We start from the raw sequence: 25,341 nt of genomic DNA on the forward strand, positions 1-25,341 counted from the left end.
TATGAGTGAGTATAAGCGATGTCCACCCAAGTAACAGCCCCTGTTCTGCCAGAGATTATTTATCCTGCGACAGCGAAGATTGAGTCGCTGCGGCCGGTTTACTCGCCTGAACAAAAAGAGGCGGTTAAGAATAAGATTAAAAAACTGCTTAAGGAGCAGAATGCCGTATTAATCGCGCACTATTACGTGTCTGCGGAGTTGCAAGAGCTGGCGGAAGAAACCGGCGGTTATGTGTCTGACTCGCTCGATATGGCGAAATTTGGTAATGAACATCCTGCGAAAACCTTAGTGGTAGCAGGGGTTCGTTTTATGGGTGAGACCGCGAAAATCCTGACGCCGGAAAAGCGGGTGATCATGCCGACGCTGGAAGCGGAATGTTCACTGGATTTGAGTTGTCCAATTGAAGACTTTGACAAGTTTTGTGATGAGCATCCTGAGCACACGGTGGTGGTGTATGCCAATACTAGTGCGGCGGTTAAAGCACGTGCTGATTATGTGGTGACTTCCGGTATTGCTTTGGATTTGGTCTCTTGGTTGGCTGATCAAGGTAAGAAAATCTTATGGGCACCCGATCGCCATTTGGGTACTTATATTCAGCGCGCTACACAAGTTGAAATGGTGCGCTGGCAGGGTGCTTGTATTGTACATGATGAGTTTAAGTCTCGTGCGCTGGGTGAGCTGATTGAGAAATATCCGGATGCGGCGGTTTTAGTGCATCCTGAGTCGCCAACCGATGTCATTGCATTGGCGGATGTAGTGGGGTCAACCACGCAAATCATCACCGCGGCCAAAGAGCTGCCTAACAAGCAATTCATTGTGGCAACCGATAAAGGCATCTTCTATAAAATGAAGAAGGCGGCTCCTGATAAGGAATTTATCGAAGCTCCAACCAATGGTACTGGCGCGACCTGTAAAAGCTGTGCGCACTGTCCTTGGATGGCGATGAACGGGCTGGATAATTTGTTAGCAGTGCTGGAAAATGGTGATAACGAAGTGTTTGTCGACGAAGAAATTCGTGTAAAGGCATTACGCTCAACCCAACGCATGCTGGACTTTGCTAAGGCATTTGCTGCGGGCGAGTTAGATTCAAAATAAAAAATAGAGTAATACCAGCTGCCTGAAGGAATCGGGCAGCTGGAAAAATTAATGGAATAAAATACATGCGCTCCACAAAAGATTTACTGCTTTATCTGAGTTTGGTTGGCATGGTCGGCTTTGCCGGACTGTCATATTATTTATACAAAGAGTCGGTGATGTCGGGCAAGGCCGCGATTTTCACTAGCAGTAAATCAGGAGAACAAAGTGCTGCGCCCGCTGGTCAAACGCCAACTGCCGGTACGGATGCTCAAAGCTCTGGCGCTATCGACCGCGATGAGGATGGCACTGACACGACTCAAACCGCTCAGGCACCTGTTGTTATTCCTGAAGATAAGCCGGTGGTTCCTGAGGTTCCAACCGAGGAAGACCGAACTGGTTTTCAGCGCGCAAGTCGCATCATGGGCATTAACACTGCCGATGTGAAAGAAGATACCTCCAGCGTCCAGTTCGTCAATATTTTCAAATCCGCCATTCCTTTTTATGAAACCACGCCATGGGGTAGTGGAAAGGACGTTGAGTACGATGCTCAAGGCTGGCCAATTGATTTGCATGGTGGTCAGGCGCTAACTAAATTCCTGAATCGTTTGCCAGTGAATACCGTTCCCGATGGCTTTTACACGGTGCTATACGATGGTAAGGGCACGATCCACTATGGGAATGATGCATCCCTTGTCGCGCACCGTGATGGTATGGATATTATCGAAATCAAAGCCGGCCCTGATCGCATTCTAAATGCGTCGTTGGCGATTAAAGAGATCGATAAGAAAGACTATATTCGCAATATTCGCGTGCTATTGCCGGGCGGTATTTGTAACGGTAACCCCTACATTCGAGTGGATGATGAAAGTGCCTGTAAGCCGGGTGCTTACTTATCATTTGCCTCTCATTACGAGCTGATTCGCTACAACCCTGATTACTTGAATTTTATTAAAGATTTTCAGGTGATTCGTTTTATGAATATGAGCGGCATGACGCGTAATCCAGTGATTGATTGGGATGATCGCAACAAGCCTGAAAAAGCCACTTGGGGGGGGCGCGAAGGGACTTATTCACGGGGCGCGCCGGTTGAGGTGATGATTGATATTGCCAATAAAGTGAATGCCGATGCGTGGTTCTCTATGCCGTATCAGGCTAGTGATGACTATATTCGTAAGTTTGCCGACATGGTAAATGAGCGCCTGAAACCGGGTCTGAAAGCGTATATTGAATACAGTAATGAAATCTGGAATCCAATCTTTGTGCATCATGATTATGCGATTAATCAGGGCCTTAAACTCGGTTTGGATACTGACAAAAATAAGGCGCGTACCAAGTACCATTCACTGCGCAGTGTGCAGGTGTTTGATATCTGGGAAGCGGCCTTTGGTGGTACAGATCGCTTGATTCGGGTAATGGGGGCATGGACAAGTAATCCTCGTATGTCGAATGCCTTGTTGACCTATCGCGATGCGTATAAAAAGACCGATGCTTTAGCCGTCGCGCCATATTTCGGTGCCACAATTAAAGAAATTCAGAACGCTAAAAATGTTGATGATATTTTCAAAGCGATCAATAACAGACGCTCTAAGAAAGGTTTTGCTGCCAGTGTGCGACAAATGGAGCAGCAGTCGAAAGTGGCTGAGGTATTTGATGTCGATATGATTGCCTATGAAGGTGGTCAGCATTTGGTGGATTGGAATACCCGTAAGGCAGATGACGGCAATAACGAACTGTTGTATGCCGCCAATCGTGACCGTCGTATGGGTGACCTCTACAAGAAATACATGGAAGCCTGGGAAAAGGCCGGCGGCAGGCTGTTTGTTCAATTTAGCGCGCCACGTATTTATAGCTGGTACGGCAGCTGGGGGATTAAAGAATACATTTCTCAGTCTCGCTCCGAAGCGCCTAAGTACGATGCGATCCTAAGTTATATGGAGCAAAAGGCTGGGATTAAAGGGCCGGAAGCGACCTCATTGATGAATACAGCCACGGCGCAAAGTGGTGTTGAGTTAAAGAAAGTCAGCTCACCGGATGTGTTGTGGTCGATGAATGATTTCTGGCCGGTGTATTTGCCGAATAAAGACCCATCGAAAGTCTCCAAAATCGCGGCAAAATGGCAGGCGTATTGGGATGAAACCAATCTGTATCTGGCCGTCGCCGTTGAAGATGGCCATGTTGAAACAGGTGATGGCATTGAGCTAACCGTAAAACTGGGTGAAGAAGAGCCCAAGTCACTGGAACTTAAGTACGGCGAAGCAGGGGAGTTTAATCCGTTCTTTACGCAGGTTGAGCATGGTTACAAAGTCTCTGCAGTGATTCCTTGGGAGAAGCTCTCTAAAGTCCCTGAGGTTGGCGATAGCATGGGCTTTGATATCCAAATTACTGATGTAGATAAAGATCGCAAGAAAGCCACTTTACACTGGGCTGAGCGTGCCTCTCAAAAGGCGGGAGACCATAAAATGCTCACTGCCGCAGTGAAAGATGCAACCAAACTCGGCAACACTAAATCAGAAATTGAGTTCATTTTACCCACGGTAACACTGATCGAAGAGTAGGGATGTTTGAGGTGTAATTGCACTTATCGGGTAAGTATTGCTAAGTCAGTACTTACCCTGTTTAATTGTGGACACTAATCAAAATAACAATAAGGTCCCTAGTATGGAGATGCTCACATTTCCAATTCTGATAGTCACATTCCTGATTACTCTGTGGTTGACTAGTCATATTGCCAAACAACTTTACGCGCGTCAGCCGGGCATGCCTTGGGTGTTTACCTCTTGGTTGGTTGGAATTATTTTTGGCATTGCCTCGTTAATCCTGTTGGATGTGTTGGCGCTTGAGCCAATGCTGACTGTGATTCTGCAAATTGCCATGCCGGTGTTCTTTTCAACGCTAGCATTTGTGCTATTTACTCAAGTCTCATGGGGCGGTGCACTCACAACCAATATTGCCGGTGTGTTTATTGGTTTAATTTTATCCGTGGTGGCAATGGTAGTGCTTGGCTTACCTCTGGAGAAAACCTTTAGCGCAGCTAGAGTGGTGTTACACAACGGCAAAGCAGAGATCACCTCAATGGTGACGGGCAAGCCTGCTGATTTGATTGTGACCGAAGCGCCAGTCGTTGAAGATGAAATCGAGCTGGAGCCCGTTTATTCCTCAAGAGACTTCTTGCCGGAAGAGGCTCAAAAAGCCTTAGCCAAGCAAGACGAGGTTGTTTTAAAAACGGCTAAGTATCGCGATATCAATGTGTTCAATGCACGTCGTGCGGTCGGTAAGTTGGTGCGTGCTTCGTGGAAAGACGGCCGTATTTCATCCGGTAAGTTAGAAGCTGTGCAGGGTGGTGATTTGATTGTGACTTTACGTCGTAAGGAAGGCTTAGCACAGGTACCGATCGCGATGTCTAAACTCAAAAAGCTTGAAGTTTATCGCTAGTACCCAGTTGTTAGACTAATTCAGAAAGTGGGGTTATTGATGTGGTTCTTTTTTCTCAGGAACCGGATCGTAGCCCCAAGTTCCCCAAGGGTGGCATTTGCCAACCCGCTTCACCGTAAGCCATAAGCCTTTCAAAGCGCCAAAGCGTTCAATTGCCTGAAAGGAATAACGTGAGCAAGTCGGCTCATGGCGGCAGTTCGCGCCAATCACCGGACTTAAAAATAACTGATAACCCCGGATTAACCAGAGAAAAATCTGCTTCATTTTCCGTAGAGTGTCTTAGGATCAATGAGTGGCTCTGAGTCTGTGATTAGCTCGTTGCCTTCCACGACTCGGTAGAAACAGCTGCGGCGGCCTGTGTGGCACGCTGGACCGGTTTGATCAACTTCTAATAGCAGTGTGTCGGCATCGCAATCAATGCGGAAGCCTTTTAGCAACTGCACCTGACCGGAGCTTTCACCCTTGCGCCATAAAGACTGACGCGAACGGGACCAGTAGCACACGCGGTTATTCTTCAATGTCTCAGCAATCGATGTGGAATTCATCCACGCCATCATCAAGACTTCGCCGGTATCATGCTGTTGAGCAATCGCCGGAATCAATCCATCCTCGTTAAACGTTAGCTGAGCGATAAATTGCTCGATAAAGGTATCATTTGGAATAGCGGCTTGAGTTGTGGAATCAGTCATTATTAGCTTACCTGTACATCAGTTTGACGAACGTAATTGGCCTCTTCGCAGCGACGTAAATAGTCTGCCCAGTGGGCTTCATAGTTATCGCCTAAGTCGCGCAGCAAGTTCCAGTCATACAAACCGCTGTCGTGCTTATCATCAAACACTAATTTCACTGCATAGCGACCAACGGGCTCAATGGCGGTGATATTGACCGACTCTTTGCCCAGTTGCAGTTTTTCCTGTCCCGGCCCGTGGCCACGCACCTCCGCTGAAGGCGAGTAAACCCGTAAATATTCACACGGCAATTGATGCACTACATTATCTGGCCAGGTCAGTTCCAGCACCCGTGATTTCTGATGCAGCGCGATATTGGTTGGTGTCATAACGGTTTTCTCTGTTCAATGGAGGTGAGTAGTGTAGCCACAGGTCGGTTTGAGCGAGACCTTGCTATACCTTACAAGATATAGCGAGACAGATCTTCATCCTGAACCAATGGGCCAAGCGTATCATCAACTTTCTTACCGTCAACAACAACCTCAGCTTCACAGTCTGGCGCACGATATAGCTCATCTTCCAGCAAACGCTCAACAATGGTGTGCAAACGACGCGCACCGATGTTCTCAGTGCTGGAGTTCACATCAAAGGCATGCTTGGCAATGCGCTCAATACCATCTTGAGTGAAGGTCAAATTAACGCCTTCAGTTTGCAGCAGGCCAACATATTGCTCAGTCAGTGATGCGTGAGGCTCAACCAAAATACGCTCAAAGTCTTTTGCAGTTAGAGCTTCTAACTCAACACGAATCGGTAAACGACCCTGCAGCTCCGGAATCAGATCAGAAGGCTTCGCTAAGTGGAACGCACCGGATGCGATAAACAGAATGTGATCGGTTTTGATAATACCGTGCTTAGTCGTTACGCTAGTGCCTTCGATTAATGGTAGTAAATCACGCTGAACGCCTTCACGTGATACATCAGCTCCACCTGATTGGCCTTTGCGAACCACTTTATCGATCTCATCCAAGAAGACGATACCGTTTTGCTCAACGTTTTTAATCGCAATCTGTTTGATTTCGTCGTTGTTCAGCATCTTGTGGGCTTCTTCTTCAGCCAACAGCTTCAGCGCTTCTTTGATCTTCACTTTGCGCTTTTGCTTTTTGTCTGCACCCATATTCGCGAACATGCCTTGTAACTGGCTCGCCATATCTTCCATGCCCGGTGGTGCCATGATGTCTACACTGGCCGCCGCTTGGGCGACATCAATTTCGATCTCTTTGTCGTCTAACTGGCCTTCGCGCAATTTCTTGCGGAATTTCTGACGCGTCGCACTATCGGTGGTTTCAGCGCTAGTCCAGCTAGCATCTGTCGTTTCTGTCTTGGGTGAAGGCAGCAGAATATCTAATACGCGGTCTTCTGCAGCATCTTCAGCACGGTATTTGTGCTTTTCAACTTCTTGTTCACGCGTTAGCTTAATCGCAATATCCGCTAAATCACGAATAATGGAGTCAACTTCCTTACCGACATAACCCACTTCGGTAAATTTAGTGGCTTCCACTTTAATGAATGGCGCGTTCGCCAGTTTCGCTAAGCGGCGTGCAATTTCGGTTTTACCGACACCGGTAGGCCCGATCATCAGAATATTTTTAGGGGTAACTTCATGGCGCAAATCTTCGCCTAACTGCTGCCGACGCCAGCGATTACGCAGCGCAATGGCTACCGCGCGCTTGGCTTGCTGTTGCCCGACAACATGTTTGTCGAGTTCCTGTACGATTTCCCGAGGAGTCATTGACATGGTGATGGATTCCTTAAAGTTCTTCGATAGTACGGTTGTGATTGGTGTAGATACAGATATCTGCTGCAATACCTAAGCCTTTTTCCACGATATCACGGGCCGACATATCAGTATTGTCCAAGAGCGCACGCGCGGCTGATTGCGCAAACGGGCCACCAGAGCCAATGGCGATCAGATTATCTTCCGGCTCAATAACATCCCCATTACCGGTAATGATTAATGAAGTTTCGCTATCGGCGACGGCCAACAAGGCTTCCAGACGGCGCATTGCGCGATCGCTTCGCCAGTCTTTAGCTAGCTCAATGGCTGCACGGGTCAGGTTACCGTTGTACTGCTCCAGTTTGGCTTCAAAGCGCTCAAACAGGGTAAAGGCATCGGCGGTACCGCCTGCGAAGCCTGCAATGACCTGACCATCGTGTAAACGTCGAACTTTGCGAGCGTTTCCTTTCATGACGGTGTTGCCCAATGAGACTTGACCGTCTCCGCCAATTACGACTTTGCCATTCCGGCGTACCGAAAGGATCGTTGTTCCTCGATATTGCTCCACTTATAAGCTCCGCTTTTGATTTAATTCAAGCAAATTATGTTGGGGTGACCAGTTCGTATTTCAAGCAACTTTAAAAATTCGGTATACTGCGCTCTTTACAAAGTGCGGGGAGTTTCCATGTTTAAGCAAGTTTGCTGGGGAAACCGGATTTTTTTAATCATGGTAATGGGGCTGTTTTTTGTCTCATTACTTAGTGGCTGTGGCACAAAGGGTGATCTTTACCTGCCAAAAGCGAAAGCAGCTGACACCACTCAAGATAAGCAGAAAACAAAATAATGGATTACTTTAATTATAAGCAAGGCCAGCTCTACGCTGAAGATGTGTCGGTCAAAGGCATTGCAAATACCTATGGCACACCCTGTTATATCTATTCACGGGCGACCTTGGAGCGCCACTGGCATGCCTTTAATAATGCCTTTGGCGATCATGACCACCTGATCTGCTATTCGGTAAAGGCGTGTTCTAACTTAGCCATTCTGAATTTATTTGCCCGCTTAGGCTCAGGCTTCGACATTGTATCGGTTGGCGAGCTGGAGCGTGTGATTGCGGCTGGTGGAGACCCTGGAAAAGTGGTTTTCTCAGGCGTTGGTAAGCGTGACGATGAAATGCGCCGTGCACTGGAAGTCGGTATTCGCTGCTTTAATATCGAATCTGAGGCTGAATTAGACCGTTTGAATAGCGTTGCTCGTGAAATGGGTAAGGCTGCTGCGATCTCTATTCGGGTTAATCCGGATGTTGATGCGAAAACTCACCCGTATATTTCTACCGGTTTGAAAGAAAATAAATTCGGCATTGATATTAAAACCGTTGAAGCGGTGTATGAGCGTGCGGAAAGCATGCCAAATATCAAAGTCGATGGAATTGATTGTCATATCGGTTCTCAGTTGACAGAAGTATCTCCATTTTTAGATGCGCTGGACCGCGTACTGGATCTGGCTGATCGCTTAAAAGAGAAAGGCATTACCATTAGCCATCTTGATTTAGGAGGTGGACTGGGCGTGCGTTACAACGAAGAAACCCCACCATTGCCTGCTGAATACATGCAGAAAATGATGGAAAACGAGCGCCTGAAAGATTACGAAGTGGTGATCGAGCCAGGCCGTGCGATTGTCGCGAATGCAGCAATTTTGGTGTCTCGTGTGGAATACCTGAAACCTGGCGAAACCAAGAGCTTTGCGATTGTTGATGCGGCGATGAATGACTTATTGCGCCCATCTTTGTATCAGGCATGGCAGCGGATTATTCCGGTGAAGGAAGAACCAGCGGTTGAAAGCAGCTTGTATGACATCGTTGGCCCAATTTGCGAAACTGGCGATTTCCTTGGAAAAGACCGTGAGTTGGCGCTGGAACAAGGCGATTTGATTGCGATTCGCTCTTCAGGCGCTTATGGCTTTAGCATGTCATCTAACTACAACACGCGTCCTCGGGCTTGTGAAGTATTGATCGATGGCGAGCAAGTGCATCAAATCCGTCGTCGCGAGACGATTCAGGAGTTATTTGCTGGTGAGTCTTTGCTGCCATAACTACAGTCAGCGGCAGCGCACCCCGCGTTGCCGCTTTGTAAATCCTCATTTCTACCTATTAGAATCCTTCAGTTGGAAAATACACTCATGAAATTGGAACGCGAAACAATCGAGCTGGGTACTGACATTCGTCATGCGGTCATCTGGTTACATGGCTTGGGTGCCGATGGTAATGACTTTGTGCCGATCGTGCCGGAGCTAAAGCTGGATAAAAGCATTGGCGTGCGCTTTATTTTTCCGCATGCGCCATCTCGCCCAGTCACGCTGAATAACGGTTATACGATGCCAGCTTGGTATGACATTATTTCTTTAGATCGCAGTAAAAATGCCAGTGAAGACGACATTCTGACGACGGTGGGCTGGATTAATGAACTGATCGAAGAGCAAATTCAGCTGGGCATCGAGCCTGAAAATATTATTATGGCTGGCTTCTCCCAAGGTGGTGTAATTGCCCTGCATACGGCATTGCGTTATCCCAAGCGTTTAGGTGGCCTAATGGCACTATCTACCTACTTTCCCTTTGCCGATGAAGTGTTGTCGAAATTGCCAAAAGGCTATGATCAGATTCCGGTATTTGCGGCGCATGGCACGTATGATCCGGTGATTCCAGTGGCATGGTGGGAAGACTATGTGCCAAAACTGGAAAAGCATGGCTTCGATGTACTTTCCAAAACGTATCCCATGGAACATTCGGTACACCCCTCTGAGATTCAGGACATGGGGATGTGGTTTCGGGATGTATTAACGGACTCAACAGACTAAGAGGAATAACTGAAATGACCCGTATCCATTTTGTCGGTGGTGAGAAAGGTGGTGTAGGTAAGTCGGTGTTAGCCAGAGTACTGGCGCAATATCATATTGATAAAGAGAAACCATTTACGGCGTTTGATGGTGATTTATCGCATGGCGCTTTAGTGCGTTATTACGGTGATTACACCCAAGCGGTTGATATTGCCTCGTTTGAAAGTGCTGACCAAATCGCAGAAGCAGCCGTTGAGTCGGGCTGTGATGTGATTGTTGATTTGGCGGCACAGGCTGCGCGTCCGCTGGATAGCTGGATTACAGAATCTGGTTTGGTCGATTTCAGTGAAGATGCTGGCGTGGGAATTACTCTATGGCATGTGATGGATGATGGGACTGATTCGGTCCGTTTGCTGGAAAAGGTATTGGATACCTATGGAGCAGGGCCTCAGTACATTTTAGTCCGCAATCATGGGCGCGGCGGTGATTTTTCCTTATTTGATGAGTCGGACGCTAAGGCCAGAGCGATGGCGCTGGGCGCACGTGTGATGGATCTGCCGAGCTTGCATGCGGGCTCTATGCGCAAGATTGATCGGGCGGGTGCGAGCTTGTGGGCAGCGGCTAATAATAAGGATAAAGTGAAAGGCCCAACGCTGGGTATGATGGAACGCCAGCGAGTTAAAGTCTGGTTGAGTAAAGCTTATGCGGAGTTGGATAAAGCGCTCTAGTTGCTCAAATCATTATTCGTGGCTTGCTAAACTTTTTTGCTGGTTAGCAAGCCACGAAGTTTAGCCTGAAGTATTATTCCTTATAATCAGGCTCACTACGATCAAGCAGCGTTTTCAGGTCATCAAAGTGGCGCTGCGACTGGTCGGGATAGTCATCCAATTCGCTAGCCGTTTTTTCTGCAACTTCATGAGATAGCACCCGTAATGGCTGACCTGTTTGCAGCGCGCGAATATAGGTTTCCGCGGAGCGCTCAAAGTAATATAGGCGATTAAAGGTGTCCGCCACGCTATCACCAAGTACTAGCAGGCCGTGATTACCCATAATCATCACCTTAACTTTGGGATCACCCAGCAAGCGTGAACAACGCTCACCCTCAGCTTCAAATGCCAAGCCCCCAAAGCTGTCATCAATCACATAGCGCTGGTAAAACGTGGCAGTATTTTGATCTATTGGCAGTAAGCGACTGTCGGCCAGTGAAGCTAATACCGTAGAAAACATGGAATGCACATGCATAACGCAGCGCGCATGTGGGCAGTAGCGATGTACTGAGCCATGTAAGCCCCACGCGGTTGGGTCTGGCGCATTGGGCTGCTTTAAGACATCCGGATCATTAGCATCCAACAGTAATAATTCGCTAGCCTTAATCAGCCCAAAGTGTCGTTGATTAGGGTTAATCAAAAACTCAGTACCATCATCATTCACCGCTAAGGAAAAGTGATTAGCGACGGCTTCGTTGAGGTTAAGCCGTGCAGCACTGCGAAAGGCGGCGGCTAAATCAACGCGTTGTTGCCAGTGTGGGTCTTGTGAGTGTGAAGTGGGCATGCTTATTCCTCTTGAGTGTCGGTAACGTTAGGATATTCCTTGCGCAATGCCCGGTAGGTACTACGCATTTCGCCTCGATCAATATAACAGCCGCGTAGGTGGCGCGCGCCACTGCCTTCAATAAATGAGCCGCGACCATGTGCAATGCGATGGTTATCAAACACAATGCATTCACCAGCATTCAGCCTGAAGCGCATTAGGTATTTAGGGTCTTGTAGCATTTGGCCAAATTTACGAAATGCCGGATAAAACTCATCCATAAACGTTTGTGGCATATCGAAAATGTCGGATAAATGTTGGCTAAAACTAATGCCACTGACTTCACCGTTGACCGGATCGAGTTCAATAATACGCTGGCGGGCACGAACATCTTGCGTGTCGGTGGTGTAGCGGAAGGGGACTTTGGTCTCGGTCAGTAGTTTGAAGTAGTCAGGATAATGCTCGCGGAACTCATTAGCAACGCTGGTGGCATCGACAAACAGGCTCTGGCCACCTTCAGCGTCATTGACTCGGCAATGCAGAAATTGCACACCGGGAGCGAGTTCTTCAGGGGGCAAATCGGTATGCAACTCCAATGCTCTGGCGGTATAAGCGAGATTGACGGGCTTTACTTCGGTGCGCACATTAAAGGCGTAACCTGAAAAAGAGGGGCGTACGGTACCAATTAGCTCGCAGGCTTGTTGCAAACCTTCATCGCTATCTGGCATGTCGGTAATCAGTGCAATGCCTTCATCAAGCAGCGCCTCAATCCAGTCAGCGACTTTGGCTGGGCGCGTAATGAGGTCATCAAAGCTAAAGCGGGCAATTTGCTCATATTGATCGGCGTACCAGCTGCGGCGTGCTCGGATGGCAATATCGCCATGGCCGGGTGCATTATCACTGCTTGGTGTGTGCCATTGGCTTAGCCAGTCTTTGTGGTAAGTGCTTTGGTGACCGCTTGGCCAAGTGAGGTATAGGTGATCAGCGTCATCACTGATTTCAAGCGGCCTTAGGTGGTCGGCTTCGGCGAGAATGTCGAAACTTCGTTCCTGCGTATCGGTATCCCAAGAGCTGGGGCAGTTATCCCGCAGCCAGTAATAGTTAAAATAGGCTGCGTCAGCATTGGGCAGGGAAAGGGTCAGACCGTTATCATGAAGCTGTAGCATGCGGATTACCTCGAGCAGGAATTTGGAAATTCCAAGATAATCTTGAGCTGAATTTTGAGATACACCCAAGCTGCCAAGTGATGGCAGATTGGGTGTCTTTACAATGGGGCTTTTAGCTAGCTGCTTCTGGCTGTTGGCGCTCAAATACCCACTTGTCTTTGCTGGATAATTCAGCTGCGTATTTATAGCCAGCGATATCGAAATCTTTGATACCCTCGGGTGACTCAATTCGGTTGCGGATAATGAAGTCTGCCATCATGCCACGGGCTTTTTTGGCATAGAAAGCAATGATGCGCGTCTTACCATCTTTGGTTTCTTTAAAGTCGATATTTAGAATACGGCCTTTAACCTGTTTGGGTTTGACCGATTTATAATACTCATTGGATGCCAGGTTAACCAAGACTGCTTCTTCCTGTTCTGCCAAGACGGCATTCAGACTATCGGTAATCTGATCACCCCAGAACTCATACAAGTTCGCACCGCGTGGGTTTTTCAGCTTGGTTTTCATTTCCAGGCGGTAAGGCTGAATCAAGTCCATCGGACGCAAGGCGCCATACAGGCCTGATAGAATCCGCAAATGATCTTGGGCATAGTTCAGATCATCTTTAGTGAAGCTGGCGCTATCAATCCCTGAATACACATCCCCTTTAAATGCAAACAATGCCGGTTTGGCATTCTCGGGATTAAATGGGGTGTGAAACTGTTGAAAGCGCTCAAAGTTTAGATTCGCGAGGTTCTCACTGATGCTCATCATGCTTTCGATTTGCGGTGGTGCATAGTCGCGCAATTCATCAATCAGAATTTGCGACTGATCAAGCTGAGCCGGCACGCTATAATCCGCGTCTGGCATTGGAAAATCGAAATTTTGGCCCTTAGAGGGCGACAATGTAACGAGCATCAGTGGTTTCCTGTTATCTTATTCTGCCATTAGGTGTTCGTATTTCTTCATCAGGGTATCCTGATCTTCAACGCGATTCGGATCTTTTGGAATGCAATCAACCGGGCACACTTCTACACACTGTGGCTCGTCAAAATGGCCAACACACTCGGTGCAGCGATCAGGGTCGATTTCATAGATCTCATCGCCCATAGAAATGGCGTCATTTGGGCACTCAGGCTCGCAAACATCACAATTGATGCATTCGTCAGTAATAATCAATGACATGGTATTTTCCTGTTACATATCGATAATGGGTTGAATTCTAACAGCGCAGCGTTACAAAAAACATTATTCCCTACAGAGTCTAGCCAAAAACATCCATTTGCCTTTGTGTGAGCCGCTCATAGGAGGTACCGACAAAGTATAAAATGCTATCGGCGACGGGTTGCAACTGCTTTTCCTGATAGTGCTGATAATCGGGCTTAGCGGTGATATTTTCAATGGGGTCGGGTCCATTGAGTGTCATCAGGTATTGGATTCGCTTGCCGGGCTTTTGCATTTTGCGAGCGGCTTTCACATGGGGTGGCTGGCTGCTGATATAGCTCTCTAGCGGGCGGCGCAGGCGTTTGGTGTAAACCAGTTGATCATCGCACTCGCCGGCAAATAGCTGATCAGTGACTTCGCGGACATAATCAGCATAGGGCAGGTCATTAAAGATGCGTCGGTAAAGCTCTTGCTGAAAGGTTTTGGCCAGCGTAGTCCAGTCGGTGCGGACGGTTTCTAAACCCTTAAACACCATGCTGAGTTCATCATTTCGGCGCACAACGCCGGCATAACGCTTTTTGCTACCCGCTTCACTGCCGCGAATAGTCGGCATTAAAAAGCGTAGATAATGCGTTTCGTATTCGATTTCCAGATTGGAGGGGATATCGAAGCGTTCTTGTAAGGTTTGAGCCCAGTGTTGATTGAGTGCCGCGGCGAGTTGCTGGCCGATTTCATTGGCTTCGGTTTCGCTGGCTTGCTCATCCAGATGCACAAAGACCGAGTCGGTATCGCCATAAATCACGGTATAGCCTTGTTCACCAATAAAGGCCGCGCTTTGCTGAATGATTTCATGGCCTCGGCGGGTGATGCTGCTGGCTAACTGCGGATTGAAAAAGCGACAACCAGATGAGCCAAGCACCCCGTAAAACGAATTCATAATAATCTTGATGGCATAGGATAATGGAGCGTCTTTATGCTGCTTGGCCATGTCGCGATCTTTCCAGAGCTGAGTAACTAAATCAGGAAGAATGTAATTATCACGAGAAAAACGTGCGCCTGCAAAACCGGGAATGGCGGGTGACTCAGGTTCGCTCAATCCAATAGCTAAGCCCAGCGGATCAATTTTAAAAGTGCGGATAATACTGGGATACAGGCTTTTAAAATCCAGCACTAACACATTGCGATACAGGCCCGGCATTGAGTCCATCACATAGCCACCGGGGCTGGTGGCTTGGTTTTGCTGGCTACCAATATCGGGCGCGACATAACCTTGGCGGTGCAAGCGTGGCAAATATAAATGATCAAAAGCGGCGGTAGAACCACCTTGGCGGTCCATCGCTAAACCTGTCATGCGGGCGCGTTCGATGGAGAAGTTAATCAGATCAGCTTTTTCAAAGATGCAGGCCACTAATACGCAATCCTGAATATTATAGGCGGCTAGCCGTAAGGGTTCTTCGCGGTATTGACGGCGAATTTCAGCAAGTTTGTCGCCTTCTGCACTGATTAGCTTATCTTCGCCGAGAATTTGCTGGGCTACATGGCCCAATTCGTAATGCTCGAAATTCCAGAATGCGCCTTTTAAACAGCTGATGCCATCGAGTACTACGCGACCGGGGACTCGGGCAACATCAATTTGACCGCCGTTTTTGGCTTCAAGTACCGTCGCGGTTTCATTGCCGCGGCCTAAAGCAAAGGGCAGTTTCAGTTGCTGACATTTCCATTTGATAAAACTTAAATCAAAGCCAATCACATTCCAGCCGAGAATCAGGTCGGGGTCTTCGCGCTGAATCCAGTCAAAACAGGCTTGCAGAGCGTCGCGCTCGGTATCAAACCAATCCAATTCAAAGTCTTGGGGGGTATCTGCCGTGACATTGGGTTGCTGGGGATGACACACCATAAATACGTGTCGCTTATCGGCGCTGGTGACAGCGATAGAATAGAGCTTGCCGCGTAAATCATGCGTTTCTATATCCAGAGAGACCCATTTTAGGCTAGGGGCGTAGTCGCTGGCTTTCAGCTGTGGCTGGAGCATTTCAAGATAGCCATCTCGCTGGATTAGCTCGCCACGCGCACAGACTGAGGCCGTAATAAAGCGCTCCATTAAATACCGCTCGGTGGGCTTTACTTCGGACTCATTCAGCTGTGTTTTATCGTGAGAGAGATGGTCGCGCAGGGCGTTAAGCTCACGCTGTTGCTGAAAATACAAGCCATCGACGGACTCGCCAGCCAATGTTTTCAGTGGTAAGGGTTTGCGGCTAATACGAGGCGGTAAACGCATTGGATTATCGTGGCGAATAAAGCAGACCGCTTGCTCGCCATTAATCACCAGACGTAGCGGCCCCTGATCTGTGCTAAGCCAGAAACTGAGTTCGATGCCAGTGGGCGTATCACGCCATTGTCTGGTGAGCAGAAAGCCGTTAAGTTGCGTTATCATGACGCTCAGTTTAACAGTTTGCACTAATCAGGAGTAGCAATGACACCGGCGACCAAGCAAGCGCAGAAAGCAGGAATTGCGTACAAAATCCATCAATATGAACATGACCCCGCTGCGCAGGGATATGGTGAGGAAGCGGCTCAGGCAATGGGTGTCGATGCTGTGCGGGTGTTTAAAACCTTATTGATTGCCTTAAATGGCGAGCCGAAAAATCTGGCGGTTGCTGTCGTGCCGGTTTCCGGACAGTTGAACCTTAAAGCGGCCGCCTCTGCTTTAGGCGCTAAAAAAGCGGCGATGGCAGATACCAAGATTGCGCAAAGTACCACCGGCTATATTTTGGGTGGCATTAGCCCGCTTGGGCAGAAGAAGCGATTGCCAACATTGATTGATAATTCTGCCTTTGAGTTTGAAACAATTTTTGTGAGTGGTGGGCGACGCGGGCTTGAAATTGAGTTGAGCGCCGCAGATTTAAAACAGCTGTGTAATGCCAAATCAGCAGCTTGTGCGAGTGGTTAATTGACTGACTCATAATGTGCTTTAATCTTACAAATAGGTCTGATTTTATCCAGTTAAAGAACTAATCCTATTTTTAAAGCTCAATATTAATGTTTGAACCACCGAAAACTTATTAATTCGATAACAAAATAAGTTATAGTTATGTCTATTTACTAGACATTTGATAGTCACTAGGATCGAATAACCAAAATGGATGAGGCTTAATGTGTCTTGCTTCATCCTAACCAGAGCCCGTTTCCTGCTTCTACCGCTGTGTGTTTTACCCCAAGCCCACACCGTCTTCATTAGAAATTAAGCAGCTCGAGACAAGCAATTGACGACGAATATGTTGTTCTGTGCGCCATGCCATTGCTGTCTGTTTCAGGTGCTCCAATAAAAAAACATCGACTTCGGAGATGATACGATGAAGCACAATTATACCCCCGCAATTCCCCACTCACATGCCCGTAGGAATAAAGCCCTTAGTTTGTTTGGCGCCTTAATGCTAAGCAGTACTGGCTTTGCCTCGGTTACGCCTGACACTCGGCCTACTTCGACGGCTTATACCAAAGCGACATTTGTAGAGTCACACGCCATGCTATCCCGTGCTGTGGAGCGTCCTAGCTATGCAGTTGCCGGTCGGCCACAAAACAAGGCCACCTCTGGAGCTCGTCCAGACCCGCGCCAGTTATTAGATGCCAGCCTGCGTGGCGATTTAGCCTTGGTGCAGGAGCTCGTGCGCCAAAAGGTGAATATTCAATTTGCCAATGAAGATGGCGAGCGTGCACTACACATGGCGGCCTCGCGTGGTCATTTAGCGATTGTGATCTTTTTGATCAGTCATGGTGCGAATATGAATGCCCGTACGGTGAATAACTGGATTCCGTTGCATCATGCCATTCGCTTTAATCATCCGGTAGTGGCTAATTATTTGCTGGCGAAAGGTGCACCACCATACTTTCGTACGGCTGATGGCGTGAACTCTCTGCAGATTGCCGAAACCATGCGTAACCAAAAAATGATTAGCTTGGTCATGAAGTATATGTAGGCATAGCCTTTCTGACTGAGCCATTCTATGATGCTCGCCTTAAATACTTAAGGGTGTAAGCATGGAGCAGGTTCAGTCATTGGCGACTCACTGGTTATTGATTCTGGTCGTTGTCGCCTTTTTTGCCGGTTATGTGGATGCTATTGCTGGCGGCGGCGGGATGATTTTGATTCCGGCGCTGCTATTTGCAGGCATTCCGGCAGTCGCGGCAATGGCGGCTAATAAAATCGTAGCCATGTCAGGTACTGCAATCGCAGTCGTTAAATTTGCCTTAGCTCGCCAAGTGAATTGGAAGGTTGTAGCCTGGAGTGCATTGCCGTGTTTATTGGCATCCTACTTAGGTGGTCGGGTGGCTTTGCATATGAGTGATGAGCTGTTAGCTTGGGCTATTCTGATCTGTATTCCTATCGCTTTGTACTTTGTCTTGCGTGGTAAACAAGCGATTAAGGCAGAGGAAGGCGCATCTGCAAAAAAATCTCCCTTAGCATTAGCACCGATCGGTTTTTATGATGGATTATTAGGGCCGGGGACGGGCACTTATATGACCATCGCAATGCGCCGAGTATTGAGCTTGGATTATTTGCAGGCGACGGCGACGACTAAGCCATTAAACCTGCTAACCAATGTAGGGGCTGCAATTGCATTTTTATTTGCAGGAAAAGTGATCTGGAGTCTGGCACTGCCGATGCTGCTGGCCAATATGGCCGGTGCGTGGCTGGGTAGTCATTCTGCCATTCGCAATGGTGAAAAATTCATTCGGTATATGCTGATCGTGGTGCTAACGGTGATGTTGGTTGCGAACTTATTTAAGCTGCTAATGGAATGATTCTGGGATGGAGTTCTTAGAGTCGCGACGGGCATTTTGAGAGTGGCAGTGTGTAAAAGAGGCAGTGTCTATGAGTATTTGTGCAGTTTTTTTGGTATAGGCCGTCAGATTAAATAGTCTGACAGCCTATACTTATCGCTTAGTAAAGCTGCATTTTCGGCAGCGCACCTTTGCGATTAATCAGGAAGGTACCATCAGGGCCGGGGTTGCCACCTTGTGAGCGCAAAAAGCCCTTAGCAACCGGATTCATATTTGCCTGTGGCTTCGCTGAAATATTAACCTGGTATTTCCAGTCATTTTGCAGTGTCAGCTTGCCATTGATATCCAGTGGCGCGCTGGCATTGGTGATTTCAGCAACCAGTGTATCGTTTTCAGAGCTAATATCTGCACGGTAATTGCCGGGGTCCAGTCTAACGGGTGCAAGGATTTCTCCCTGGCTAAAATTCAACACGCCATTGATTACAGGGAATCCTTCTGGATAAATCTCAGCATGCTCAATTAGCCCCTGAAATTCACCACCCAATTGTGCAAAGCGTTGTACTCGTGAGAGTAGGCTGGCATCGGCTTCAAAGTTGGTGTTATCCAGTTTAATGCCACGATCTAGTCCGTAACTGGCTTGTCCACTGGCTTTGAGTTGTGGGCTATCAATAGTCACATCGCTGACTAAAGATAAGCTTAGTAAGCTTTTAATCGGTAGCACTGTCCAATTAACCCGGCCTAAATCAAAGCCATTCACGCGAGCATTAGTTGCCTGACCTGACCAAATGGTACCACTGCTGCCAGTCAGCTGGACATTAGGTGCCATGCGCTCAATATGAGGTTCAACAAATGCCGCTGGGGTTAGCCATAGGGCGGTGATAATGAAGGTAATCAGACCTAATAAAATCAGCTTAACCGTTTTCATTTGGCCTCCAGTGTAACGACAGCAGTGGAGGTACCCACTTCTTTACCAGGCTTCATCGACAACTCTTTTACCGTAAAGCCAAACTTGGTTTCGGCATCGTATAGAAAGCGCATGACGTTATCGGCTTCCGCGCTGCTTTTCAGATCAAGTTTGACCGTATTGCTGGCGATGGTGCGCATTTCATTTAAGTCGGAGCGTAAGCGCCATGTTCTGAGCACACTTTCGATTTTCTGCTGTGGATTGCCACGGTTAGTTGAGGCTTGGCGACCGCCACTAGCGCGTAATTGCTTAATCTGAGTGCTTTGCTGGCGTACTTTTTCTAAAATCGTCAACCGGTCTTCTATCTGCTGTTGCAGAGCTGCATGCTCTTTAATCATCGGCTGCAAAAACAGCAACCAGATTAATAGAATGGGCACCACGATAGCCGCCACACTCACTAATGTTTTTTCGCGCGAGCTCAGCATCATAAACCACTGTTTCATAATGCCTCCTGCACAGTCAGTGTCGAGGTCACATTATTGGCCGTCGTCTTTGATGAGCCAATGCTCACACTCAATTGATTTTTTGAGGCCGCACTTTTAAAGTTTTCCAGCATACTGAGGTTTGGTGCCTCGACATTGATTTCGACTTTATTACGTCGGAAACCCAGTTCTTTAATGGTCATTTCCTGAAACTGTTTAAACAATGGGGCAACCTTGGCAATCGTCGGAAGCGGTGAAGTGCCACTCACTTCTGAGCCACCTTCAAGAATCGATAAAGTACTGGTCATTGAAGAGAGTTGCGCATCGGCTTCGGTGAGCCTGCCACCGCTAATGGTTGAGCGATACACGCTACCAATCTGATCTTCAACCGACTCCAGTTGTTGTTTTAATTGATGATTTTGCCAAGTGAACATGCCAACCCATGTCAGTAATAATAAACCGGCAATCACCGCAACCGGTTTCCATGGTGACCAGTTGATGCCGTTTAAAGCGCTTTCGCCACGGCTGTAATTATTGAGGAGATTGAGTTCTAAAGTGGGAGCAATGTCATTGTATTGAAGCAGGCCTGTGGCATTACCCGCGCGAATTTCAATATCCTGATCTTGTAGCAAGCGCGTCAATCGCAAGCTATCACCACTCACATACAGTGCTTCAGGTGGGTCTTGCTCAAGCTGTGGCGGTAACAAGAAATCAAGCGTATCAACATCGCAGGCAAAGCCTTTAAACATTGATTGGCGAATTTGCGCTTCCTGCTCACCAATTAATACTGACCAACCATCGCTAGGGACGGATAAGGCAAATACGCCGGGCAGTACATAATTGACGGTAAGATCTTGTGATTTGAGTGCATCAACCCAAACGCCTAAACGCTCGTGATTGATGATCGCGGCCTGTACCGGGTCGCTTTCCGTGGCGCGATAGGCACTGAAGTGCAAGTCTTCAATGTCTTCAGCCAGCGTTTCTTCCAAAGCATAGGGCAGGGCTTGTAGCATCTGCTTTTTATTTTTGCTGGGAATATGAGTTTCGGCCAGTAACACCTCATCATCAGGAATCAGCAGTAGTACCTTTCTACCACGCTGTTGTTTGCGGACGTCGTCCCAAGTGCCTTGAACAAAAGATGCTTCAGTCTGCTTATTACTTATACAAGCAAATAGCGGGGCATCCTCCGGACTTGATAGTTTGATGATAAGCAGCTGCATTGTTATTCTGATTCTAAGAGTTGTTGGTTGCTAAAATCGCGCGAAATGACGTTAACTTTACCATCATTTCGGTGCAAAATACTATTGATATAGATCCGAGCGGTACCGATGTTGATCTCACCTTGCAGCAAAAAATAGCTACTGGTAATCGAAATATCATGCCCGTAAACCAACACATTGCCATCGGCATCAGGCTGCATGGCAGGCTCGACCACGGCTAATCGCAAAAACTCTTCCAGTGCTTCAAATGGCGTATCATCACGAACTGAGACAATGTTTTCAGCGGCTTCTGGGGTAAAGCCGAGCGCTTGAATTACCTCATAGGAGGCGGTATTCACATTGACGCTAGTCATTTCAGGTAGGGCAGTGAAGTATTTACGCAGCAGCTTGTAGCCATCTTTATCGATGCCTTTTAGCAGGCGCAATTCCGTTGGGCTAACCATACGGCTATTGGCAGTGCTGTAAGCGATTTCTTGTGAGCGATAATGGTCAGATTCAGCGCCACCTTCAAGGGTGTTTTGATCTTCATCGATCCAATCTTGTAATACATCAACCACATTGATCGGTACACCCAGCGTTTCGTCAGGGTCAGCGACTACGACCATATTGGCGACTCGCTGCCTAGCAATAATATAGCGGTTGTGTTCCCGAGCCTGTGCAGCATCTTCAGGAGATAGCGGCTCGTTATCCGCATCCACTGTTTCGCTGACGACTTCATCCACTTCTGGAATCGGATTTTCAGGCGGGTAAACATTATTCACATTGATCAGCGCTTGCAGGTCATACAATCGACCAGTCATGCTGCCGCCGGGGATTGGAATCGGTGGGATTTCAGTGGCCCATGGCTCGGTTAAATTATCTGTTTCCGGCGCTTCTTCCGAGTCACGCGCGAGAATTGTTCGCGTCCAGTCTTCAATACCCGTAGCGTAAATATACGCTTGCTCCAGATTGTTGATATTGCTGGATAAGCGAGTATTTAACTGCTGGCGAAATAAGATATTCGCCGAAATCGTCACCGCAATCGTCATAATCACCAGCGCAATAATCAGCGCTGCGCCTTGCTGTTCGCGGGGTGATTTCTGGTTAAAACGATTGCGGTGAGAAGGGTGCATATTAAGGTTTTATTGGCGCTAGGCGTTCACTCAAGCGAGTCACTGGTTGGCCCGGTCCATTGAGCTTATATTCATAAATAACCATATAACTCATCACGGCCTGAACATAGTTGCGTGTTTCATTATACGGAATGCTCTCAATCCAACGAGCAGCTTCCAACGGATAATCCGGTGCCCATCTTGGCATGCGGTGTGGGCCAGCATTGTATGAAGCGGTCGCTAGTGCATAGTTGCCATCAAAACGCTTAAGTAATGATTTTAAGTAGCTTGCGCCGAGCAGCACATTGGTTTCAGGCTCAAAGACTTGTCTAGTGCTCAGGCGTTTAAGCCCCAGCTCTTTAGCCACTTGTTTAGCGGTCGGTGGAATCAGCTGCATCAAGCCTTGCGCTTTAGCACTAGACACAATATTGGGGTCAAAAGCACTTTCACGACGTGCCACACCATAAATCAATGATGCTGGTACGCCTTGTTTAGCTGCCGTTTGGCGAATGATTGATTCGTAAGCCATTGGGAAGCGTAGGCCAACCTCATTCCAATCTTTAGCACGTGAAATGGTCAAAATAGCGGTAAAGTGATAGCCACGATCTTGTGCCAGTTTTGCAGCCGCGAGCATTTGCTCTTTATTGCGGCCTTCAAGCACATGAAACCACTCAGCCCGAGCTTCGGTTTTCATATCCAGTGCCAGCAATTCCAGTGCACGTTGAATACCGGGTACTGTGAGTAACCCGGGAATCAAGTGATCTAAGGCAGGAGTCGTTCTGTCTAGGCTGGTGTATGGCTGCCCAAGTTGATCGGCGGATAAAAAGCCATAGAAAGAAGCATTCTCAGCAACTTTTTGGTAAATCGCTTTAGCCGCTTCGGGCTGCTTCTCGGCCTCTAGGGCGCGAGCCTTCCAATACTGCCAGCTGCTTTCTTCTTGCTGCTCAGCAGGCATCGCCTCAATGGCTTCCAACAGTACTCGCCAATTACCTTGACGAACCGCTAAGCGAGCCAGCCAGTTATTGGCATCGGTATCGCGATATTCTTCTGGAATAGCCGATAGCGAGGTGAGCGCATGATCTTCATGATCCAGTGCATCACGTACGGCGATATAGCGGCTGATTTCTGCTTGTTGCGGAATGCTGAACTTGTATTTCTTTAGTGCATTCTGAAATTCGTCGCGTGCCGACTCAGTGTCATTACGAGCCAAGCGCTTAATCGCATAGGCCGCGACTTCACGAGTGCGCGGCGTATCCTTATTCATTAACTTGGATGACAATGCAGACTGCGGTTTGCTGCGCGCAGTAATCCAAAGTTTCACTAGTTGTTGATCGCTTTTGGAGAGCGGACGGGAAATACTTTTGGCGAGCGAGGTTGCACCCCGATCAATCGCTAACTTAATACGCGCCCAGTAATCATCACGTTTTAACTGACCATTACTTTTAAGTTGTGCAAATAGGGCATCACACTGTTTTGGACGGTCACGACCCGACATCCAGATCGTTTTGCCTTCTTCCAGCGCTTTTTCTTTATCGCCTAGTTCGACACGTGCTTGCAGGTGTAAGCAGCGTGCTTTAATACTGTCATTGACTCCCTGATACTCGGTGAAGGTTTGACCCCATTGCCCTTCAACGTTGTAGCGCTGCATTAGGCTGACTTGTAGGTCTTTACTCAGTGGAGAGTCGCTGTTGTCACGAAGAAACTGCGTCAGTGTCTTAGTTGATGTGCCCGACAAGTTGTTAGTAAGACTCTGGTACTCAAGGTACGGGTACAGAATATAGTTTTTCAGCGAGCTGATATTCGCTGTCTTTCCTGCCTTTAATTGGGCGTAAGTGTCTTTAAATAGCGCACGGTCGCTCGCCTCGTCAGCCACGGCAGTGCCGGAGAAAACGATTAACAGGGAGAAACAAAGAGTACGAAAAGCAGGCATTCTGCCCCCAAATTTTTATAATAGATTTATCCCATCATCGCACCCGGCGCAATCCGGAGCAATATGGAAATTTACATACTGTTCAGTGCTGCAAGATAGCGTTCATAGCGTCGAGGTGAGATTTCTTCAGCCTCTGCTGCTGCCCGTATCGCACACTGAGGTTCATGATTATGCGTACAGTTGCTGAACTTACACTGATTCATATACGGTTTGAACTCACGATATCCATTGGCCAACTGAATTTCGCTAAGATTGTCCAAGGCATAATCACGAACACCCGGTGAATCAATCAGATAAGCCCCATCTGATAATTCATACAAGTTTGCAGTGGTCGTGGTGTGTCGTCCTTCGCCCGAGCCTGAAATATCCGAGGTTAGAATCTCGGCATCCGGCATAATTTTATTGGCAATTGATGATTTTCCAACGCCAGAGCGACCCAATAAAATATTCGTTTTGCCACGCATGACTTCATTGAGCTGCTCGCCGCTAGCATCATCCAAGGCATTGATATGCATAATGGAGTAACCAATGGCTTCATAGTCAGCCAGTGCTTGCCAGTCAACATCAGTCGCCAAGCCTGACAGGTCACTCTTATTCATAATGATAACTGCATCGGCAGATAAGCGCTCAGCAGCAATTAAATAGCGATCAACCAATTCCCAAATAGGCACTGGCAACCAGGCGCTAACAATCAGCAGCTGATCGACATTGGCCGCAATGGTGCGCGGCTTGCCCCGATACGTGGAGCGGGTAATGTCATTCTTGCGCGGTAGAATTTTGTCGATGCGCGCCGTACCCGTTGGGTTACTTTGCCATTCTACCCAGTCGCCACAGGCTACATTATCCAGCTTGCGCTTAGTGGTACAGCGCAAGCTAGTGCCGTCAGCGCATTGCACCAATAATTCGGCACCGAACCGGGTGATAACCCGACCGGTGCCTTGAGTTTGCACATGAGTCTCGTTGCTCATGATTGTAAAAACTTATGCATGGTGCGTAATGCGCATTATTGTGCCTCGGAATCCGGGAATTTGTAGTACTGCTTATTCAGATAAGCGACTACATCATGTATTTCTGTATCAAACCAATTAGTGTTCAAGTTTGAATCACAGAGTCTAACTTGTGCGTCGAGCGCTTTCAAACTTTTCACTTTGCGATCTTTGCTCACAAATACTTCAGTACCATGGCAAGATTGGCATTGTGATCCAGCAAACAGTTTAGCACCGTTTGCTGGATCGCCGGCGGCGAACGTGGTTCCTGCAAAAGCTAAAGTCATCGCTGCAAGGATTATTCGAAACATTTTTTTCTCCCA

General features: G+C 47.9%; 27 protein-coding genes. 10 read left to right on the top strand and 17 right to left on the bottom strand.

Annotation, left to right across the window (positions count from 1 at the left end; translation table 11 throughout):
• Nucleotides 1-18 precede the first annotated feature (18 nt).
• The 3 genes from nadA to LEUMU_RS0101130 all read left to right on the top strand — a co-directional run bounded on the left by nadA (nt 19) and on the right by LEUMU_RS0101130 (nt 4,509).
• On the top strand, nt 19-1,095 hold the full coding sequence (nadA, locus tag LEUMU_RS0101120; protein ID WP_022950435.1) for a quinolinate synthase NadA: 1,077 nt from the start codon (nt 19-21) through the stop codon (nt 1,093-1,095).
• A gap of 65 nt (nt 1,096-1,160) precedes the next feature.
• Nucleotides 1,161-3,632, top strand: a complete 2,472-nt coding sequence (locus tag LEUMU_RS27635; RefSeq protein WP_022950436.1) for a DOMON domain-containing protein — start codon at nt 1,161-1,163, stop codon at nt 3,630-3,632.
• 103 nt (nt 3,633-3,735) lie between these two features.
• Nucleotides 3,736-4,509 (top strand): hypothetical protein, encoded by a 774-nt coding sequence (locus tag LEUMU_RS0101130; protein ID WP_022950437.1) that lies wholly within the window; start codon nt 3,736-3,738, stop codon nt 4,507-4,509.
• 33 nt (nt 4,510-4,542) lie between these two features.
• Here LEUMU_RS0101130 and yidD read toward each other — a convergent pair whose 3' ends face one another.
• The 5 genes from yidD to hslV form a co-directional block, all read right to left on the bottom strand.
• Nucleotides 4,543-4,773, bottom strand: a complete 231-nt coding sequence (yidD, locus tag LEUMU_RS0101135) for a membrane protein insertion efficiency factor YidD (RefSeq protein ID WP_022950438.1) — start codon at nt 4,771-4,773, stop codon at nt 4,543-4,545.
• Complete coding sequence (hisI, locus tag LEUMU_RS0101140; protein ID WP_022950439.1) at nt 4,770-5,198, bottom strand: phosphoribosyl-AMP cyclohydrolase; 429 nt, start codon at nt 5,196-5,198, stop codon at nt 4,770-4,772. Before hisI ends, yidD begins: the two co-directional genes overlap by 4 nt.
• A gap of 2 nt (nt 5,199-5,200) precedes the next feature.
• Entirely contained in the window at nt 5,201-5,566 is a 366-nt protein-coding gene (locus tag LEUMU_RS0101145; RefSeq protein WP_022950440.1) for a gamma-butyrobetaine hydroxylase family protein, read from the bottom strand.
• Between the two features lie 71 nt (nt 5,567-5,637).
• Nucleotides 5,638-6,972 carry an ATP-dependent protease ATPase subunit HslU gene (gene hslU / locus LEUMU_RS0101150; RefSeq protein WP_022950441.1) on the bottom strand — a complete coding sequence of 445 codons (1,335 nt, stop codon included), beginning with the start codon at nt 6,970-6,972 and terminating at the stop codon, nt 5,638-5,640.
• Between the two features lie 13 nt (nt 6,973-6,985).
• A complete protein-coding gene (gene hslV, locus LEUMU_RS0101155) occupies nt 6,986-7,519 on the bottom strand; it encodes an ATP-dependent protease subunit HslV (RefSeq protein ID WP_022950442.1) in 534 nt (177 codons plus the stop codon).
• A gap of 117 nt (nt 7,520-7,636) precedes the next feature.
• Here hslV and lptM point away from each other — a divergent pair, with 117 nt between their 5' ends.
• From lptM to LEUMU_RS0101175, 4 genes are all read left to right on the top strand, one after another.
• Nucleotides 7,637-7,795 carry an LPS translocon maturation chaperone LptM gene (gene lptM, locus LEUMU_RS28460; protein WP_022950443.1) on the top strand — a complete coding sequence of 53 codons (159 nt, stop codon included), beginning with the start codon at nt 7,637-7,639 and terminating at the stop codon, nt 7,793-7,795.
• Nucleotides 7,795-9,042, top strand: a complete 1,248-nt coding sequence (gene lysA, locus LEUMU_RS0101165) for a diaminopimelate decarboxylase (protein ID WP_022950444.1) — start codon at nt 7,795-7,797, stop codon at nt 9,040-9,042. Before lptM ends, lysA begins: the two co-directional genes overlap by 1 nt.
• Nucleotides 9,043-9,129: 87 nt before the next feature.
• The gene (locus LEUMU_RS0101170; RefSeq protein ID WP_022950445.1) at nt 9,130-9,804 is read left to right on the top strand and encodes an alpha/beta hydrolase; all 675 of its coding nucleotides are present in this window, start codon (nt 9,130-9,132) and stop codon (nt 9,802-9,804) included.
• A 14-nt stretch (nt 9,805-9,818) separates the two neighbouring features.
• Nucleotides 9,819-10,511 carry a P-loop NTPase family protein gene (locus LEUMU_RS0101175; RefSeq protein ID WP_022950446.1) on the top strand — a complete coding sequence of 231 codons (693 nt, stop codon included), beginning with the start codon at nt 9,819-9,821 and terminating at the stop codon, nt 10,509-10,511.
• 73 nt (nt 10,512-10,584) lie between these two features.
• Here the strand turns inward: LEUMU_RS0101175 and LEUMU_RS0101180 are convergent, their stop codons facing one another.
• The 5 genes from LEUMU_RS0101180 to LEUMU_RS0101200 form a co-directional block, all read right to left on the bottom strand.
• A complete protein-coding gene (locus LEUMU_RS0101180) occupies nt 10,585-11,334 on the bottom strand; it encodes a class II aldolase and adducin N-terminal domain-containing protein (protein WP_022950447.1) in 750 nt (249 codons plus the stop codon).
• A 2-nt stretch (nt 11,335-11,336) separates the two neighbouring features.
• Complete coding sequence (locus tag LEUMU_RS0101185; protein WP_022950448.1) at nt 11,337-12,479, bottom strand: TauD/TfdA family dioxygenase; 1,143 nt, start codon at nt 12,477-12,479, stop codon at nt 11,337-11,339.
• Between the two features lie 112 nt (nt 12,480-12,591).
• Entirely contained in the window at nt 12,592-13,377 is a 786-nt protein-coding gene (gene yaaA, locus LEUMU_RS0101190; RefSeq protein WP_022950449.1) for a peroxide stress protein YaaA, read from the bottom strand.
• 18 nt (nt 13,378-13,395) lie between these two features.
• Nucleotides 13,396-13,644, bottom strand: a complete 249-nt coding sequence (locus tag LEUMU_RS0101195; RefSeq protein ID WP_022950450.1) for a YfhL family 4Fe-4S dicluster ferredoxin — start codon at nt 13,642-13,644, stop codon at nt 13,396-13,398.
• 79 nt (nt 13,645-13,723) lie between these two features.
• Nucleotides 13,724-16,057, bottom strand: a complete 2,334-nt coding sequence (locus LEUMU_RS0101200; protein ID WP_022950451.1) for a DNA polymerase II — start codon at nt 16,055-16,057, stop codon at nt 13,724-13,726.
• A 39-nt stretch (nt 16,058-16,096) separates the two neighbouring features.
• Between LEUMU_RS0101200 and ybaK the strand changes: the two genes are divergently transcribed.
• From ybaK to LEUMU_RS0101215, 3 genes are all read left to right on the top strand, one after another.
• Nucleotides 16,097-16,573: a Cys-tRNA(Pro) deacylase gene (gene ybaK / locus LEUMU_RS0101205; RefSeq protein WP_022950452.1), complete on the top strand. Its 477-nt coding sequence runs from the start codon at nt 16,097-16,099 to the stop codon at nt 16,571-16,573.
• 481 nt (nt 16,574-17,054) lie between these two features.
• Nucleotides 17,055-17,600, top strand: a complete 546-nt coding sequence (locus LEUMU_RS0101210) for an ankyrin repeat domain-containing protein (protein ID WP_026744384.1) — start codon at nt 17,055-17,057, stop codon at nt 17,598-17,600.
• 61 nt (nt 17,601-17,661) lie between these two features.
• Nucleotides 17,662-18,426, top strand: coding sequence for a sulfite exporter TauE/SafE family protein (locus LEUMU_RS0101215; protein WP_022950454.1), 765 nt, complete (start codon nt 17,662-17,664; stop codon nt 18,424-18,426).
• Nucleotides 18,427-18,565: 139 nt separating this feature from the next.
• Here LEUMU_RS0101215 and LEUMU_RS0101220 read toward each other — a convergent pair whose 3' ends face one another.
• The 7 genes from LEUMU_RS0101220 to LEUMU_RS24070 form a co-directional block, all read right to left on the bottom strand.
• The gene (locus LEUMU_RS0101220; RefSeq protein ID WP_022950455.1) at nt 18,566-19,330 is read right to left on the bottom strand and encodes a type II secretion system protein N; all 765 of its coding nucleotides are present in this window, start codon (nt 19,328-19,330) and stop codon (nt 18,566-18,568) included.
• Nucleotides 19,327-19,812 carry a type II secretion system protein GspM gene (gspM, locus tag LEUMU_RS0101225; RefSeq protein WP_022950456.1) on the bottom strand — a complete coding sequence of 162 codons (486 nt, stop codon included), beginning with the start codon at nt 19,810-19,812 and terminating at the stop codon, nt 19,327-19,329. The genes LEUMU_RS0101220 and gspM overlap by 4 nt, the downstream gene beginning before the upstream one ends.
• The gene (gene gspL, locus LEUMU_RS0101230) at nt 19,809-21,011 is read right to left on the bottom strand and encodes a type II secretion system protein GspL (protein ID WP_022950457.1); all 1,203 of its coding nucleotides are present in this window, start codon (nt 21,009-21,011) and stop codon (nt 19,809-19,811) included. Before gspL ends, gspM begins: the two co-directional genes overlap by 4 nt.
• A 2-nt stretch (nt 21,012-21,013) precedes the next feature.
• Nucleotides 21,014-22,123, bottom strand: a complete 1,110-nt coding sequence (gene gspK, locus LEUMU_RS0101235) for a type II secretion system minor pseudopilin GspK (RefSeq protein ID WP_022950458.1) — start codon at nt 22,121-22,123, stop codon at nt 21,014-21,016.
• A gap of 1 nt (nt 22,124) precedes the next feature.
• Nucleotides 22,125-24,032: a transglycosylase SLT domain-containing protein gene (locus LEUMU_RS0101240; protein ID WP_022950459.1), complete on the bottom strand. Its 1,908-nt coding sequence runs from the start codon at nt 24,030-24,032 to the stop codon at nt 22,125-22,127.
• A gap of 71 nt (nt 24,033-24,103) precedes the next feature.
• Nucleotides 24,104-25,000 (bottom strand): ribosome small subunit-dependent GTPase A, encoded by an 897-nt coding sequence (gene rsgA / locus LEUMU_RS24065; RefSeq protein WP_022950460.1) that lies wholly within the window; start codon nt 24,998-25,000, stop codon nt 24,104-24,106.
• Nucleotides 25,001-25,035: 35 nt separating this feature from the next.
• Nucleotides 25,036-25,329, bottom strand: coding sequence for a hypothetical protein (locus LEUMU_RS24070; RefSeq protein ID WP_040504042.1), 294 nt, complete (start codon nt 25,327-25,329; stop codon nt 25,036-25,038).
• Nucleotides 25,330-25,341 lie beyond the last annotated feature (12 nt).

This window comes from Leucothrix mucor DSM 2157, from assembly GCF_000419525.1.
Classification (GTDB): Bacteria; Pseudomonadota; Gammaproteobacteria; order Thiotrichales; family Thiotrichaceae; genus Leucothrix; species Leucothrix mucor.